This window comes from Pseudomonas sp. OA65 (genome assembly GCF_017498305.1).
Taxonomy (GTDB): Bacteria; Pseudomonadota; Gammaproteobacteria; order Pseudomonadales; family Pseudomonadaceae; genus Aquipseudomonas; species Aquipseudomonas zanjanensis.
Window position 1 is genome coordinate 54,656 of record NZ_JAGDEZ010000013.1, and the last position, 15,059, is coordinate 69,714.

Genomic DNA, 15,059 nt, shown 5'->3' on the forward strand with positions numbered 1-15,059 from the left:
CTGCTTCGCAGCCCAGCGGGGATAAATCCCCTCGCCACAAATGGGTTCGGCTTAAGAGGAAATAACCATGGCATTCACCCTGGAGCTGGAAGAATGGGTCGGCAGTGTCTGGCACCGTTTCATCACCCGCCGGGCCAGTGCCGATTTTCCGGAGGCACGGGTCGAGCTGGTCCCCCGGCAACGTTCGCTGCAGGTGCTGTTTCGGGCCACCGGTGGTGCGCCGCACTTGGGGGTGGAAGCGGTCAGTGACCGCGACCTGCTGCTGCGGCGCAACCTGATGCAGCAGATCGCCGGCACTTGCAAGCAAGTGCCCCTGGCCTGGTGCGATGGCGATAATCTGCGCTTGCCGGCGAGCCTGGCGGCGTTCCCCGATGTCGAGCTCAACCAAGAGTTGTATCGCTGGCTGGCGTTGCTCGCCGCACAGTCGGGATCGATGAAGCATTGGGGCCGGGACAATCAGCGCTGGACCCTGGCGGTTTTGAAGCGCTATCCGGCGCTGCGTCCGCGCTACCGGCGACTGGTGGATGCGCACTTGTCCCTGCGCCCCGATCCGGCCACGCTCAACCCGGCTGAAGCCGCCTTGGAGCGGGCGTTGTGCCAAGCCTTGCGCGACCCGGGCAGTGTCGAACATTTTCCCCGCAGCGAGCGGGCCGCCTGGCCGTTGCCACTGTGGCTCTACCCACCCCAACACCTGGCCAATCCCCAGGCCGCCAACCTCGAGGACTCCGAGCAATACCTGGCGACACCGCCCGGAGAACAACAGGGCGGCCGCAAGCGCGCCGAGCGAATCGATGACAGCTCCCGTGACGGTGGGCTGCTGATCGTGCGCCTGGAAAACCTGTTCAGCTGGACCGAACATGTGGACCTGGATCGCTGGGCGGACGACCGCGAAGACCCGGACGCCGCTCGCGTTGCCGAAGACCTCGACCAATTGACCTTGTCGCGCACCCGCGTGCGCAAGGGCGGTGGCTTGAAGCTGCACCTGGACCTGCCGCCGGCCGATGTGGATGACGTCCCGTTGGGCGCTGGCATCCTGTTGCCGGAATGGGATTATCGCAAGCAACGCCTGCAGGACGACTTCGTTAGCCTGCAAACCTTCACCCCACGCGATTGCCAGGCCCAGCCGTTGCCCGCACGCCTGCGAAGCTCGGCCCAGCGCCTGCGTCGCCAGTTCGAACACTTGCGCAACGACCGCCAATGGTTGCGCCAGCAAACCCAAGGCTCGGAACTGGACCTGCAAGCCTGGCTGGACTTTCACGTCGAGCGCCAGCATGGCCAATGCAGCGAACGCGGGCTGTTCATGGATCAGCGCCAGACGCGCCGCGACCTGGCCTGCCTGCTGCTGGCCGACCTGTCGATGTCCACCGATGCCCACCTCAATGACGAGCACCGGGTGATCGACGTGATCCGCGACAGCCTGTTGCTGTTCGGTGAAACCCTGTCGGTGCTGGGGGATGATTTCGCCTTGTACGGCTTCTCTTCTCTGCGTCGCCAGCAGGTGCGCATGCATGAGCTCAAGGCCTTCAATCAGCGTTACGACGATCACACCCGCGGGCGAATCCAGGGCCTCAAGCCCGGTTACTACACGCGCATAGGCGCAGCGATTCGCCAGGCCACGCAACGGTTGGCGGGCTGCAAGCGGCGGCGCAAATTGTTGTTGCTGCTCAGTGACGGCAAGCCCAACGACCTGGACCTTTACGAGGGACGCTATGGTGTAGAGGACACCCGCCAGGCGGTGCTGGAAGCCCGGCGCCAAGGCTTGACGCCGTTCTGCATCACCATCGACCGCGAAGCGGGGGATTACCTGCCGTACATGTTCGGGGCCAACGGCTACACCTTGATTCGCCAGCCCGAGCAACTGCCGCTGCGTCTACCGCAGTTGTACCGGCAATTGACTCAGGATTGAGGGTTCAGGCGATGCTGCGAGGCAGCCAGAAGAACATGACGATGCAGAAGATCGTCAAACCGACACAGAACCAGGTGAAGCGCCGCAGTCGGCGCTCGCCGGCCATCGCTGCTTCGGCGGGCAGGGGCATGCCGCACTGGCGACATTCGGTTGCGTCGGCGGGATGGGCCTGTTGGCAATACAGGCAAGTGGGCTGCGCGCTCATTCGAATTGCTCCAGGCGCAGGCGATCGAGAATGGCGATCTGGCGACCGTCCTGGGTGATGATCTTTTCATCGATCAGGCGGCGGATGATCCGCGAAAAGGTTTCCGGTTGGATGGACAAGTGCCCGGCGATCAACTGCTTGGCCATCGGCAGTTCGAACTGACTGTCGACGGTTTGCAGGCGCACCAGTTGCGTCAACAGATAGCGCACCACGCGGTGCGTGGCGTTTTTCAGCGACAGGGTTTCAATCTCGTTGACCCGTTGGTGCAAACGCACGCAGAGCTTGCCGAGCAGGGCGAAGGTCAGCCGGCTGTTGCTTTGCAGCAGGCGCATGTAGGTGGCGTTGGACAGCCGATACAGCTGGGTCGGGCCGACGGCTTCGGCGGACGCGACGTAGTTGGGCGTGTCCATCAACATCATGGCTTCGGCGAAGGTCTGGCGCTCGCCAATCACCTCGAAGACTTTTTCCTGACCGTCCGGGGTCAGCCGGTAGATTTTCACCGCGCCGGAAATCACGAAGTAAAACGCCTGCGCCGGCTCTCCCTGGCGGAACAGCGGGTCGCCCCTGTCGATGCTCAGCAGTTGGCTGTTGCTCATCAGTTCGTCGAGCTGTTCTTCGTTCAACGGCTCGAACAGATGATGGCTGCGCAGAATCTGGTGATGGACACGGTGGAGCACCATGGCATGGATCCTTGTGTTGGCTAAAGAGAGGGACGGGGTCAGACCAAGCTCAGGGACAGGCCGCTGGCCAGCGCTACGACGCAGGAGAGCAAGACGAACCAGGTGAGCGGCAAAACGACGGATTTCATGGTGGGCCCCGGCAAAGAAAGGTGATGCCGTGCCTGAGCAAGAGCCGGGCCAGGCCTGGGGGCTTTGGTTCGTGGGGCGTCGGGGCTGGGCAGGGTAAAAATAACCCTGGGGCAATAGGGTAAAAATAACCACGAAAGGGTCTTAAATACCCCGTTCAGCTACAGTCCCTGTGGGAGCACCATGCGGTACACAAGAAAAATGATGGACCTGTGGCGAGGGAGCTTGCTCCCGCTCGGCTGCGAAGCAGTCGTAAATCGGCGGGCGCGGAGTGTCTGATGCTCTGCATTTGGCGGCTTTAAGGGCCGCTTCGCGGCCCAGCGGGAGCAAGCTCCTTCGCCACGGGTTTATCGAATGCCTTAAGTGAACAGCATTACTGAACTCCCACAATGACCCACTTCGGCAAGCCCCTTGCAAGTGCCTGTTCGAGGCGGGAGGTCGCCGATGCGCTGGCTTGATCTGAGACAAGGCCGGCCGGCGTCGATAGCCGATCATTCGAACCCTGTTTGTCGTACCTCGCTGGCCGTCCGGCGAGGCAAAGGAGTGGTGTATGCAAGTGCTTGACCGTCGCAAGGCCATGGCCATCGCGCCGCTGTGGCGCCTGGCGTTTCGGCCGTTTTTTCTGGCCGGTTGTGTGTTGGCGTTGTTGGCCGTTCCTTTCTGGCTCGCGGCGTTTACCGGGCGGTTGTCGGCCTGGCATCCGGCGGGCGGCTGGTTGGCCTGGCACCGGCATGAACTGTTGTTCGGTTTCGGCCTGGCGATCATCGCTGGGTTCTTGCTGACCGCAGTGCAAACCTGGACCGGCACCCCGGGGCTCAGCGGCAAGCGCCTGGCAACCCTGGCATTGTTGTGGCTGGGCGCGCGGCTGGCCTGGCTGGTCGATTCGCCCTGGCCGTTGCTGGCGCTGTTGGAGTTGGGTTTTGCCCTGGCAGTCGCGGTGTTGATGGGCGTGACGTTGTGGCGCGTGCGGCAGAAGCGCAATTACCCGATTGTGCTGGTATTGCTGCTGTTGGCCGCCGCCGATGGCTTGTCCGTGTACGGCCTGGTGCAGCACGACGAGGGCTTGCAACGCCAGAGCGTGCTCACCGGCCTGTGGCTGGTGGCGGCCATGATGGGCTTGATCGGCGGGCGCGTGATTCCATTCTTTACCCAGCGCGGCCTCGGCCGGGTCGAGGGCGTGGCCCCTTGGCCGTGGCTTGATCGCCTGTTGCTGGCGGGTTCGGCGCTGGTGGCGTTGTTGTATGCCTTCGGTCCGGCGCTGACGGCCAGCGTCTGGGTTGGCCTGGTGTTCGCCGCGTTGGCGGTGGGGCACGGGACTCGACTGGTGCGTTGGCATGATCGGGACTTGTGGCGGGTGCCGCTGCTGTGGTCGTTGCACCTGGCCTACGCTTGGCTGGCAGTGGCCTGCCTGGGCATGGCGCTGTGGCATTTCGGTGTGCCGGTGAGCCCGAGCCTGGCGGTGCACAGCCTGACCATCGGCGCCATGGCCGGTTTGATCCTGGCGATGATTGCCCGCGTCAGCCTGGGCCATACCGGGCGTCCCTTGGAGCCACCGGTGGGCATGACCCTGGCATTCATCCTGCTGAACCTGGCATGCCTGAGCCGGGTGCTGGTGGTGCTGTTGTTGCCGTTGGCCGGACTGTGGCTGGCGGCGCTGTGCTGGACGTTGGCGTTCGGTCTCTACGCCTGGCGCTATGGGCCGATGCTGTTGAGGGCGCGGGTGGATGGGCACCCGGGATGAACCGATTGGGTAGAGGGGGGCGATGATGTACGGGGTCTTGCTGGTTACGCACCTGTTGGCGGCCATCGCCTTCATTGGCACGCTGTTTTTCGAGGTCTTCATCTGGCATGCCGCGCGTCGGCCTTTGACACAGGTCGTCAGGGAGGGCGCCGATCAGGCGATCGCCCAGCGCTCGCGGCATGTGCTGCATGGCGTGGTGCTGGTGTTGTACGGCGCCGGCATGGCCTTGGCCTGGCAGCATCGCGGCGCATTGAGCCAGCCGTGGAGCAGCAGCTTTGGCCTGTTGTTGAGCGTGAAGATCCTGCTGGCCCTGAGCATCATCGGGCATTACCTGTGGCTGGCGTACTGGCTCAAGAGCGGTCGCCTGACGCCGAACCGAGCCTGTTGGCTGCGGCGCAGTATCCTGGCGCACATGGTGCTGATCGTGGTGTTGGCGAAGGCGATGTTCTATTGGCAGTTTTGAGCGGCAGATGAGGGCAGCAAATGAGAGCAGCAAATGAGAGCAGCAAATGCCTGTGGGAGCAAAGCTTGCTCGCGATAGCGGTGAATCAGTCAACATTGATATTGACTGACACTATGCCATCGCGAGCAAGCTTTGCTCCCACAGGCGTAATGGGCAATGTTTGAGAGTTAACGGGCAGGCTTCATCGCATTCACGAACAACACATTGTTTTCCAGGTGGATGTGCTGCATCAGGTCATCGCGAAACTCCACCAGCCCGCGGTACAGGGCGCGCCAGGTGTTGCAGGCGTCGGAGGGTGGGGTGATCTGGTCGGTCAGGGCGAGCATGGTTTCCAGGGCTTCGCCGTGCTGGTCGTGTTCATAGCGCAGCACCTGGATCGGCGCCGAGGCGCGTTCGCCCAGGCCTTGTTGCAGCATCGGGAATAGCACCTGCTCTTCCTTGAGCATGTGGCCTTCGAGTTCCTGATACATGTCCTGCAAGTGATCGGCCAGGCCGTTGGGGCAACTGGCCCGGGCGCCATGGACCGTCTCGACGCGCCGGGCGAGGCGGATCAGTTCCGGCAGTTGTTCGCGGTGGCGCGCGTGGTAGCGTTCCAGGATATGAGCGATCAACAATGCCTGGGGCTCGTCGCGCCAGTCATGGCCCAGCTCCCCGGCCGCTTGCAGGGTGCGCAGGGCATCGGCGATCAGCAACGGGTTCAGGCCTTTGCCCAGCGCCGCTTCGCGCAAGGATTTTCGCCCGCCGCAACAGAAGTCGAGGTTGTAGTGATGGAAGGTACGGGTCGCACCGGGAATGTCGCAGGCCAGTTGGCCGAGGCTTTGTTCCAACAGATCGAGGCTCATCATGTTTCCTTGGGTTGAATCCCGGGAGGGACAGATGAACGTTCTTTTTGCAGCCGGCGTGCCAGATTCAACTGATTGAAAACAAAGCATTAAATATTTTACAGGGTGATTGTCACCCTGATTGTGAAGGGTCAAACGAACCCTGGAGGGTCATCACTACCATGCTGCGTGAAAGCCTGGCCGCCGACCTGATCGTCGAGCTGCCCAATGCGGTGCGATTGCAGCGCCTGGTGCAGACCCTGCGCGAATATTTCAACAGTGGCGCCGTGGGACTGCTGCGCCTGGACGACGACAGTCTCAGGCCCGTGGCCACCGTGGGCCTGGTTCACGAAGCGCTGGGTCGGCGTTTCGTCATTGCCCAACATCCGCGCTTGGCGGCGATCATGGCCTCGCGCGAGCCCACCTGGTTCGAGCCGGCCAGTCGCTTGCCCGATCCGTATGACGGCTTGCTCGACAACCACGTCGGCGAACCGCTGCCGGTACATGATTGCATGGGCGTGAGCCTGTACGTAGAAGGGCGGCTCTGGGGCGCGATCACCCTGGATGCGCTGCACGCCGGCACCTTCGACAGTCGCGCCCGGGAGGAGCTCAAGCGTTGTACGTTGCAGATCGAGGCGGCGGTGCGGGTCACCCGTCTTGAACAGGAAAACCGTAGCCTGCGGGCATCGCGCAGCGACCCGACCGACCTGCGCCTGCCAGCCGAGGAGGGCGAGATCCTTGGGCGCAGCGAAGGCTTGCAGCAATTGCTCAACGAGTTGGATGTGCTCGCCGACTCGGAACTGCCGGTGCTGTTGCTGGGCGAGACTGGCGTGGGCAAGGAGTTGTTTGCCCGGCGGCTGCATCGCCTGTCCCGGCGCAGTCACAAGCCATTGGTGCAGGTCAACTGCGCGGCGTTGCCCGAGTCCCTGGCCGAAAGCGAGTTGTTCGGCCACGTCAAAGGGGCGTTTTCCGGGGCAACCACGGATCGCGCCGGGCGCTTCGATGCGGCCAATGGCGGCACGCTGTTTCTCGATGAGGTCGGTGAGTTGCCGTTGAGCGTACAGGCCAAGTTGCTGCGCACCTTGCAGAACGGCGAGATCCAGCGCCTGGGGGCGGACAAGCCGTTGCACGTCGATGTGCGGATCATCGCCGCCACCAACCGGCATTTGCCCGACAGCATTCGCGATGGGCTGTTTCGCGCCGACCTGTACCACCGGCTTTCGGTCTACCCGGTGCCGATCCCGCCGCTGCGCGAGCGCGGCCACGATGTGTTGATGCTGGCCGGGCACTTTCTCGAACTGAACCGTACTCGCTTGGGCTTGCGCGGCTTGCGCCTGTCACCGGCGGCCGAACAGGCGTTGCTGGCGTACAGCTGGCCCGGCAATGTGCGGGAGCTGGAGCATGTCATCAGCCGCGCGGCGTTGAAGGTGCTGAGTCGTGGCGCCAGTCGCGGCGTGATCATGACGCTTGAACCGCAGGTGCTGGATTTGGATGTCAGTGCCAGCAGCGCCTCTGCACAGGCGCTGCCGGAACGAGCCCTGCAAGCGTTGGAAGCGCCCGTGCAGCCCTTGAGCGAGGCCGTTGATGGTTGCCAGCGCCAGGCGATCCTCAAGGCCCTGGAACGCTGCGGGCAGAACTGGGCGGGGGCGGCGCGGTTGTTGGAGGTTGACCCGAGCAACTTGCATAAGCTGGCGCGGCGGTTGGGGCTTAAGTAAGGGGGGCTGTCATACCGAGTCGCCTTCATCGCGAGCAGGCTCGCTCCCACAGTTGATCTGCGGTGTTCACAAGTCCCACTGTGGGAGCGAGCCTGCTCGCGAAGGCGGTCTCCCATTCACTACAAGAGTTGCCATTGACAACGATCAAGGCCAACCACCGCAGTCGACTCCACACTGGCCCAAACCCACAGTGGAGCTCCCCCTCATGCCCCTTTCCCTGGCCAAGATGCGCCGCCAGTACACCCGCGATGGCCTGGACGAAGCCCAGGCATCGGACGATCCCCTGACCCTGTTCGCGCTCTGGATGCAACAGGCCCGCGATACCGAAAGTCCACCCGTGGAAGCCAACGCCATGGCCCTGGCGACGGTGGACGCGCTGGGCCGGCCTCACTGTCGGGTGTTGTTGCTCAAGGGTTTCGACGCCCAGGGCTTTTCGTTTTTCGGCAACTACGACAGCCTCAAGGGCCAGGACCTGGCGGCCAATCCCTGGGCCGCCATGACGTTTTTCTGGCCGGGGCTGGAGCGGCAAGTGCGCATCGAAGGACCGGTCCACAAGCTTGATCCGGCGCTGTCGGATGCCTATTTCGAATCCCGTTCGGTAGGTAGTCGCCTGGGTGCCTGGGCGTCGCCACAAAGCCGCCCATTGCCGGATCGGGCCGCGCTGGAAACCTTGCTCACGCAAACTGAACAACGCTTCGCCGATCAGCCCGTGCGGCGTCCCGGCCATTGGGGCGGCTATTGCCTGCGGCCCGAACGGATGGAGTTCTGGCAGGGCCGCGCCGACCGTTTGCATGACCGTCTCGACTACCGCCTGCAGGATGGCGCCTGGCAGCGCAGCCGCCTGGCACCCTGACGCCAAGGGAGGTACCTCCAAGGAGGAATAGGCCCGGCAACAATTGCGGTTCAGGCTGGGCCATCTTTTCTGACAGGACGGCTGATCATGGCCCATCTGACGCAACGCCTCTTCCAACCGCTGAACATTGCGGTCCTCACCATCAGCGACACCCGCACCTTTGACACCGACACCTCGGGCCAGACCCTGGCGGACTTGCTGCAAACCGCTGGGCACGCGCTCATCGACCGGGGGCTGGTGAAGGACGATATCTACCAGATCCGCGCCCAGGTCTCCCAATGGATCGCCGACCCCAAGGTCCAGGTGGTGTTGATGACCGGCGGCACCGGATTCACCCCGCGGGACAACACGCCCCAGGCGGTGGCGCCGTTGCTGGACAAACAGGTGGATGGTTTTGGCGAGTTGTTCCGCCAGGTGTCGCTGGCGGAGATCGGCATGTCCACCCTGCAATCGCGTGCCTTGGCGGGCATGAGCAACGGTGTGCTGGTGTGTTGCCTGCCGGGTTCGCCGGGGGCATGTCGGACCGGTTGGGAGCAGATCCTGGCCGGGCAATTGGACAGCCGCACCGGTCCGTGCAATTTCACCCCACACCTCAAGCCCCAGGACGGTATCGCCCCGACGGCGTGCGAGACGCGCTCGTGAGCGGCCGGGTGTGCGACAGCGGCGTGCTGATGCCGGTGGATGAAGCGATCCGGCATCTGCTCGACCAGGCGCCACCGCCACCGCCGGTGCAACGGGTCGGCCTGGACCAGGCCCTGGCGCGTGTGTTGGCTGCTGACATCATCTGCCCGATGAACCTGCCGGCCTGGGACAACAGCGCGATGGACGGCTATGCCCTGCGGGCTACGGATCTGCCGGTGGAGGGCGGCTACCTGCTGTTGGCCGGGCGCATCGCCGCCGGTGACCAGCCGGGTGAAGCGTTGCAGGCCGGGCAGGCCGTACGGATTTTTACCGGCGCGCCGCTGCCACCCGGCGCCGACACGGTGGTGCCACAGGAAAGCTGTCGCGTCGAGGGCGAGCGAGTCTGGTTGCCGTCGGTCGACGGCGGTGACCATGTGCGCAGGGAAGGCGAGGAGCTGCGTCGAGGTGATCGGCTGCTCGAAGCCGGCACGCGCTTGCGTGCCCAGGAGTTGGGTTTGCTCGCCGGTGCCGGCGTCGGCCAAGTGGACGTTTATCGCCCCTTGCAAGTGGGCTTGCTCAGCAGTGGCGATGAGCTGCGCGAACCGGGCGAGCCACTGGCACCGGGGCAGATCTACAACAGCAATCGCCACAGCCTCGCCGCGCTGTTGCGCGGTTGGGGTGTCGAGGTGCACGACTTCGGGGTCATGCCCGACCAGCTATTGGCCAGTCGACAAGCGTTGCGCCTGGCCGCGGCCGAATGCGATGTGCTGATTACCTCGGGCGGTGTCTCGGTGGGTGAAGAAGATCACCTCAAGCACGCCATCGAAACCTTGGGCAGCATTGACCTCTGGCGCCTGGCGATCCAGCCGGGCAAGCCCCTGGCCTTTGGCGATGTAGAGGGCAAGCCTTGGATCGGGCTGCCGGGCAACCCGTCGGCGGCGTTGATTACCGCGCTGATCGTTGTGCGGCCGTTCCTGTTCCGGGCCCAGGGCATGGGCGATGTCCTGCCGGTGCCGTTGCAGGTGCCGGCCGGATTCGACTGGCTCAAGCGCAACCGTCGCCGGCAATACCTGCGAGCCCGATTGGTTGCTGGCATCGACGGCCAGTTGTGTGTCGAACTGCATCCCCAGCAAAGTTCAGCGATGCTGACCGCCGCTTGTTGGGCCGATGGCTTGGCTGTGGTCGAGCGGGAGGCGCTGGTGCACAAGCACGACCGGGTGCTGTATCTGTCGTTCGCGAGCCTGATGCATTGACGGCAATTGATTGCCGTCAAGGTCGCCGCCGGCTGGCTGGCTAGACTGGCGGCGCCCTTAGTTTTCTCACGAGGTTGCCCCATGCAACTGGTTTGCCCGGCAGGGAATCTGCCTGCCCTCAAAGCGGCGGTGCGCCAAGGCGCCGATGCCGTCTATGTCGGCTTTCGCGATGACACCAATGCCCGGCACTTCGCCGGGCTGAACATGGACGACAAGCAGTTCGACGCGGCCGTCGCGCATATCCGCCAGCACCAACGCAAGCTCTACGTGGCGGTCAATACCTACCCGCAACCCAAGGGCTGGGAGCGCTGGCAACGGGCCGTGGACCGTGCCGCCGATTTCGGCGTGGATGCCCTGATCGCCGCCGACCCCGGCGTGCTCAGCTACGCCAGCCAGCGCCATCCTCGGTTGGCGCTGCACCTTTCCGTACAAGGCTCGGCCACACACGCAGCCGCCCTGGCTTTTTACGCCCAGCGCTATGACATTCGCCGTGCGGTACTGCCGCGGGTGCTGTCCCTGGCCCAAGTGCGACAGGTGGCAGCGGGCAGCCCGGTGCCGATCGAAGTCTTCGGTTTCGGCAGCCTGTGCATCATGGCCGAGGGCCGTTGCCATTTGTCTTCCTACATCACCGGCGAATCGCCGAACCTGTGCGGCGTCTGTTCGCCCGCCAAGGCCGTACGCTGGAGCGAAGATGCCCAAGGCTTGAGCGCGCGCTTGAGCGAAGTGCTGATCGACCGCTACACCCCTGAAGAGCCGGCCGGTTATCCCACCCTGTGCAAAGGCCGCTTCCTGGTCGGCGGCAAGCGTTTCCACGCCCTGGAAGAACCCACCAGCCTCGACACTCTCGACCTGCTGCCGGAACTGACGACCATCGGCGTCGAAGCGGTGAAGATCGAAGGTCGCCAACGCAGCCCGGCCTACGTCGAGCAAGTGACCCGGGTCTGGCGCGCCGCACTGGATGCCCACCAGGCCGCGCCGCAACGGTTCCGCGTGCGGGAAGAATGGCGCCAGGCGCTGGCCGGTTTGTCCGAAGGCAGCCAGACCACCCTGGGTGCCTACCATCGATCATGGCAATGAAGGAGGCCAGATGAAACTCAGCCTGGGACCGGTCCTGTTCTACTGGGACAAAGCGCAACTGGGAAATTTCTACGCCGAGATGTCGGCCTTGCCGCTGGACGTGATTTACCTGGGAGAAACCGTGTGTTCGAAGCGCCGGGCGTTTTCCCTGGACCAATGGCTGGGCCTGGCACGCGAGCTGCAAACCTGTAGCCAGGCGCAGATTGTGCTGTCGAGCCTGACGCTGATCGAAGCGGCCTCGGAGCTTTCTTCGCTGCGACGCCTGTGTGACAACGGCCAATTGTTGGTGGAAGCCAACGACATGGGCGCGGTGCAGTTCATGGCCGAACGCAAGCTGCCCTTTGTCGGCGGCCCGGCGTTGAACCTGTACAACGGCCACGCCCTGGCACAACTGCTCGACAGCGGCATGATCCGCTGGGTGCCGCCCGTGGAGTGCTCGGCGGCGCTGATCGGCGATGTGCTGGAGCAGGTGCGGGACATGGACCGTGAGGTGCCTGAAGTCGAGATTTTTTCCTATGGTCATCTGCCCTTGGCGTACTCGGCGCGCTGCTTTACCGCCCGGGCGGAAAACCGGCCCAAGGACGACTGTCAGTTCTGCTGCATCAACTACCCCGACGGCCTGGCATTGAGCAGCCAGGAAGGCCAACAGTTGTTCACCCTCAACGGCATCCAGACGATGTCCGGCGAGGTGACGAACCTGCTGGCCGACTACAACGCGTTGATGGCCTGCGGCGCCGATGTGCTGCGCTTGAGTCCGCGTGCCCAGGGCATGGCTGAGGTGGTCACCGCCTTCGACAAGGTTCGCCAGGGCGAAGCACCGCCGTTGTTCGTGGAAGGATGCAATGGTTACTGGCACGGCCATGCCGGCATGTTGAAGGTAGAGGAGACGGGCCTGTGTTGAGTCCGAAGAAGTGGGTGCTCAAAGGTGCCGATCGCTTGCTGCCGCTGGTGGGCAAGGTGCCGTTCGTGGTGCAGCGACTGGCGTTGCAGCAGGCGCTCAATCGCTGTCTGGCCGAGCCGTTGCGCGACGGTGGTTTCGAGATGCTGCGTGGGCGCTGGTTGTGCCTGCGCGTGCCGGACCTGAAGTTATGCTGGTACCTGACCCTGGCCCGGGATGGATTGCGCATCGCCGAACGGGCCGAGGCCCAGGTCACCATCAGCGGCAACTGGCGCGAGTTTCTGTTGCTGGCCAGTCGGCAGGAAGACCCTGACACGTTGTTTTTTCGTCGGCGGTTGGTGATCGAGGGGGATACCGAGTTGGGGCTGGCGTTGAAGAATTTGATCGACAGTCTTGATCCGGAGGTGTTGCCGCCGTGGCTTTGGCGCAATCTGGAAAGGGCGGGGAAGGGGTTGGCGGCGGTCTGATGAAAGCTTCGAACGCGCTTCCCTTGGTGTATTCGTGTTCCGGTTGTTCCAATGTGGCGCAACTGGCCAATACCGTTGCGCTGCGGCTGGATCGTGCGGGGCTGGCTGAGATGTCCTGCATTGTCGGGGTGGGTGGAGGTGTGGCGCCGCTGGTTGACAAGGCGCGCTCAGGGCGGCGGATCATTGCGTTGGATGGTTGTCCATTGCAGTGCGTCCGGGCGTGTTTGCGGCAGCATGATTTGGAGGCGGATGTGCATGTGATTCTGAGTCAGCTGGGGTTGCGGAAGCGGTTTGGGGTGGATTGCGGTGAGCCTGAGATGGAGTTGGTGTTTTCGCGGGTGATGGGGTTGATTGATGTGGGTTAGAGGTTGGGTTGTGTATTTCCATTTCTTCGCAACGGGTACATATCCATTTCTGCGGTAACGGCGGCTTATGGTTCCGCTCTTACAGCGGCTCACTTTTGAGAAGCCCGGAAGCCGGCCCAGTCAAAAGTAAGCAAAACGCTCTTGCCCCACCACTTGGCACCTCGCCTAGGCTCGGTGTGCCCTCACTCCGGCATGGCTCCGTGGGCCCGCCGCGAAGGGCCATCCATGGCCCAGCGCGGCTATCCCGGCATCCATGCCGGGATGCCCACTCCACAATGCCTGCGTTCGGCCAGCGTGGTTAACGGGGCGTCCGAGATCAACGTCCACCACGAGGCGGCCTGATAGCCGACCTGGTTCTTGGTGCAGACCGCGTTTCCCCTGTGGGAGCGAGCCTGCTCGCGAAAACGGTGGTTCAGTTTGCGGTGATGTTGGATGTTTCGACGTCATCGCGAGCAGGCTCGCTCCCACAGGTTTTTGTGTCGTGTGCAGAGGCTTGTGAACGCCCGTAAACCCATGTGGGAGCGAGCTAGCTCGCGAAAGCGGAGTATCAGTTTGTGGTGAGGTTGGCTGTGCCAACGCCTTCGCGAGCAAGCCCGCTCCCACAGGAAAAACGCGGTCCCATCAAGAGTCAGGTCGGCTGTTAGGCCGCCTCGCGGTGGACGTTGATCTCGGGCGCCCCGTTAACCACGCTGGCTGAACGCAGGCATTGTGGAGTGGGCATCCCGGCATGGATGCCGGGATAGCCGCGCTGGGCCATGGATGGCCCTTCGCGGCGGGCCCACGGAGCAATGCCGGAGTGAGGGCATGCCGAGCCTAGGCGAGGCACCGAGTGGTGGGGCATGAGCGCTTTGGTTACTTTCGACTGGGCCGGCTTCCGGGCTTTTCGAAAGTGACCCGCTGTAAGAGCGGAACCATAAGTGGCCGTTACAAAAAAACGGATATACACACAAATCCCAATCCCAAAAACTACTGCTGATAAGCCTCCAACCCATCCTCGGACAAGATACGAATCTGACGCCGCTCCATAGCAATCAACCCCCCATCCACCAACCGATGCAGAATCCGCGAAAACGTCTCCGGTTGGATCCCCAACTTGGAAGCCACCAGCCGCTTCGACACCTGCAACACCACCTGGCCATCCCTTGGATCTCGCTCCTGCAACAGGAAATTAATCACCCGCCGACTGGCACTGGCCAAGGTCAGGTTGTCGATGTCCTTGAGCCGCTGATGCAAATGAATACTCATGCTCGCCAGAATCGCCAGGCAGACCTTGGGCTGGTCCTCCAGGGCCTTACGGTAATGGGTACCCTCGATACTCACCAGCACGCTGTCCTTGATCGCCGACGCACTCACCGGGTAGCAACGGGCCTGGCTGAACAGCAGGGCCTCGGCGAAGGTCTGCCCGGGCTGGATGATTTCCACCAGGTTCTCCTGGCCTTCGCCGGTGACCCGGAACAGCTTGATCTGGCCACTGACCAGCAAGAAAAATCGCTTGGCCGGATCGCCCTGGTGCATGAGCGTGCTGTTGCATTCCAGGCGTTTGAGGACAGCCAGGCTACAGACATCTTCAAAGACCCGCTCCGGCAGTTGGCTGAACAGGTGATGACGACGCAACAGTAAAACGATGGAAGGGTGGGTCAGCATGGCGTACCTCCGCGTGCCGTCATGGTAGAGCCCAAATCGCCGCCGGCCTATGCCTCGGCAGGCCTACCTCGGAAGAGGGATGGGATTTGATTGCTGGCGCAAATCCCGTAGCGAGGGAGCTTGCTCCCGCTGGGTTGCGTAGCAACCCCAAAAAGACTGAATGCGATCGACCTGATCCACGTCAGCGGCTGAACCAGGGGGCTGCTGCGCAGCCCAGCGGGAGC

General features: G+C 63.3%; 16 protein-coding genes. 12 read left to right on the top strand and 4 right to left on the bottom strand.

Annotated features, from left to right (window positions below; genetic code table 11):
- The first annotated feature begins 67 nt into the window (after positions 1 to 67).
- Positions 68 to 1,906 carry a VWA domain-containing protein gene (locus J3361_RS13655; protein ID WP_207965025.1) on the top strand — a complete coding sequence of 613 codons (1,839 nt, stop codon included), beginning with the start codon at positions 68 to 70 and terminating at the stop codon, positions 1,904 to 1,906.
- Between the two features lie 4 nt (positions 1,907 to 1,910).
- On the opposite strand, the gene J3361_RS13660 is transcribed toward J3361_RS13655, so the two are convergent.
- Together J3361_RS13660 and J3361_RS13665 are read right to left on the bottom strand one after the other, a co-directional pair.
- Positions 1,911 to 2,111, bottom strand: a complete 201-nt coding sequence (locus J3361_RS13660; RefSeq protein ID WP_207965026.1) for a protein DnrP — start codon at positions 2,109 to 2,111, stop codon at positions 1,911 to 1,913.
- A complete protein-coding gene (locus J3361_RS13665; RefSeq protein ID WP_186705769.1) occupies positions 2,108 to 2,791 on the bottom strand; it encodes a Crp/Fnr family transcriptional regulator in 684 nt (227 codons plus the stop codon). Before J3361_RS13665 ends, J3361_RS13660 begins: the two co-directional genes overlap by 4 nt.
- Positions 2,792 to 3,467: 676 nt before the next feature.
- Between J3361_RS13665 and J3361_RS13670 the strand changes: the two genes are divergently transcribed.
- Positions 3,468 to 4,658 carry an NnrS family protein gene (locus J3361_RS13670; RefSeq protein WP_207965027.1) on the top strand — a complete coding sequence of 397 codons (1,191 nt, stop codon included), beginning with the start codon at positions 3,468 to 3,470 and terminating at the stop codon, positions 4,656 to 4,658.
- A 25-nt stretch (positions 4,659 to 4,683) separates the two neighbouring features.
- Positions 4,684 to 5,121: a hypothetical protein gene (locus tag J3361_RS13675; RefSeq protein WP_207965108.1), complete on the top strand. Its 438-nt coding sequence runs from the start codon at positions 4,684 to 4,686 to the stop codon at positions 5,119 to 5,121.
- A 167-nt stretch (positions 5,122 to 5,288) separates the two neighbouring features.
- Here J3361_RS13675 and ytfE read toward each other — a convergent pair whose 3' ends face one another.
- Entirely contained in the window at positions 5,289 to 5,963 is a 675-nt protein-coding gene (ytfE, locus tag J3361_RS13680) for an iron-sulfur cluster repair protein YtfE (protein ID WP_207965028.1), read from the bottom strand.
- Between the two features lie 161 nt (positions 5,964 to 6,124).
- On the opposite strand from ytfE, the gene norR reads away from it, so the two are divergent.
- The 9 genes from norR (at position 6,125) to J3361_RS13725 (ending at position 13,533) form a co-directional block, all read left to right on the top strand.
- A complete protein-coding gene (norR, locus tag J3361_RS13685; RefSeq protein WP_207965029.1) occupies positions 6,125 to 7,657 on the top strand; it encodes a nitric oxide reductase transcriptional regulator NorR in 1,533 nt (510 codons plus the stop codon).
- A gap of 205 nt (positions 7,658 to 7,862) precedes the next feature.
- Entirely contained in the window at positions 7,863 to 8,510 is a 648-nt protein-coding gene (gene pdxH / locus J3361_RS13690; RefSeq protein ID WP_207965030.1) for a pyridoxamine 5'-phosphate oxidase, read from the top strand.
- Positions 8,511 to 8,597: 87 nt separating this feature from the next.
- Positions 8,598 to 9,152: a molybdenum cofactor biosynthesis protein B gene (moaB, locus tag J3361_RS13695; protein WP_207965031.1), complete on the top strand. Its 555-nt coding sequence runs from the start codon at positions 8,598 to 8,600 to the stop codon at positions 9,150 to 9,152.
- Positions 9,149 to 10,384: a gephyrin-like molybdotransferase Glp gene (glp, locus tag J3361_RS13700; protein WP_207965032.1), complete on the top strand. Its 1,236-nt coding sequence runs from the start codon at positions 9,149 to 9,151 to the stop codon at positions 10,382 to 10,384. Before moaB ends, glp begins: the two co-directional genes overlap by 4 nt.
- Before the next feature lie 81 nt (positions 10,385 to 10,465).
- Positions 10,466 to 11,461: a peptidase U32 family protein gene (locus J3361_RS13705; protein WP_207965033.1), complete on the top strand. Its 996-nt coding sequence runs from the start codon at positions 10,466 to 10,468 to the stop codon at positions 11,459 to 11,461.
- A 10-nt stretch (positions 11,462 to 11,471) separates the two neighbouring features.
- Entirely contained in the window at positions 11,472 to 12,362 is an 891-nt protein-coding gene (locus tag J3361_RS13710; RefSeq protein ID WP_207965034.1) for a U32 family peptidase, read from the top strand.
- The gene (locus J3361_RS13715) at positions 12,356 to 12,826 is read left to right on the top strand and encodes an SCP2 sterol-binding domain-containing protein (protein ID WP_207965035.1); all 471 of its coding nucleotides are present in this window, start codon (positions 12,356 to 12,358) and stop codon (positions 12,824 to 12,826) included. The genes J3361_RS13710 and J3361_RS13715 overlap by 7 nt, the downstream gene beginning before the upstream one ends.
- Positions 12,826 to 13,191 carry a putative zinc-binding protein gene (locus J3361_RS13720; RefSeq protein WP_207965036.1) on the top strand — a complete coding sequence of 122 codons (366 nt, stop codon included), beginning with the start codon at positions 12,826 to 12,828 and terminating at the stop codon, positions 13,189 to 13,191. The genes J3361_RS13715 and J3361_RS13720 overlap by 1 nt, the downstream gene beginning before the upstream one ends.
- Before the next feature lie 192 nt (positions 13,192 to 13,383).
- Positions 13,384 to 13,533 (top strand): hypothetical protein, encoded by a 150-nt coding sequence (locus tag J3361_RS13725; RefSeq protein ID WP_207965116.1) that lies wholly within the window; start codon positions 13,384 to 13,386, stop codon positions 13,531 to 13,533.
- Between the two features lie 624 nt (positions 13,534 to 14,157).
- Here J3361_RS13725 and J3361_RS13730 read toward each other — a convergent pair.
- Positions 14,158 to 14,835 (bottom strand): Crp/Fnr family transcriptional regulator, encoded by a 678-nt coding sequence (locus tag J3361_RS13730; RefSeq protein WP_207965037.1) that lies wholly within the window; start codon positions 14,833 to 14,835, stop codon positions 14,158 to 14,160.
- Positions 14,836 to 15,059 lie beyond the last annotated feature (224 nt).

Coding starts and splice junctions, on each gene's coding strand:
- J3361_RS13655 (WP_207965025.1), top strand. CDS start 68: ATGGCATTCACCCTGGAGCTGGAAGAATGGGTCGGCAGTGTCTGGCAC.
- J3361_RS13660 (WP_207965026.1), bottom strand. CDS start 2,111: ATGAGCGCGCAGCCCACTTGCCTGTATTGCCAACAGGCCCATCCCGCC.
- J3361_RS13665 (WP_186705769.1), bottom strand. CDS start 2,791: ATGGTGCTCCACCGTGTCCATCACCAGATTCTGCGCAGCCATCATCTG.
- J3361_RS13670 (WP_207965027.1), top strand. CDS start 3,468: ATGCAAGTGCTTGACCGTCGCAAGGCCATGGCCATCGCGCCGCTGTGG.
- J3361_RS13675 (WP_207965108.1), top strand. CDS start 4,684: ATGTACGGGGTCTTGCTGGTTACGCACCTGTTGGCGGCCATCGCCTTC.
- ytfE (WP_207965028.1), bottom strand. CDS start 5,963: ATGAGCCTCGATCTGTTGGAACAAAGCCTCGGCCAACTGGCCTGCGAC.
- norR (WP_207965029.1), top strand. CDS start 6,125: ATGCTGCGTGAAAGCCTGGCCGCCGACCTGATCGTCGAGCTGCCCAAT.
- pdxH (WP_207965030.1), top strand. CDS start 7,863: ATGCCCCTTTCCCTGGCCAAGATGCGCCGCCAGTACACCCGCGATGGC.
- moaB (WP_207965031.1), top strand. CDS start 8,598: ATGGCCCATCTGACGCAACGCCTCTTCCAACCGCTGAACATTGCGGTC.
- J3361_RS13705 (WP_207965033.1), top strand. CDS start 10,466: ATGCAACTGGTTTGCCCGGCAGGGAATCTGCCTGCCCTCAAAGCGGCG.
- J3361_RS13710 (WP_207965034.1), top strand. CDS start 11,472: ATGAAACTCAGCCTGGGACCGGTCCTGTTCTACTGGGACAAAGCGCAA.
- J3361_RS13720 (WP_207965036.1), top strand. CDS start 12,826: ATGAAAGCTTCGAACGCGCTTCCCTTGGTGTATTCGTGTTCCGGTTGT.
- J3361_RS13725 (WP_207965116.1), top strand. CDS start 13,384: ATGGCTCCGTGGGCCCGCCGCGAAGGGCCATCCATGGCCCAGCGCGGC.
- J3361_RS13730 (WP_207965037.1), bottom strand. CDS start 14,835: ATGCTGACCCACCCTTCCATCGTTTTACTGTTGCGTCGTCATCACCTG.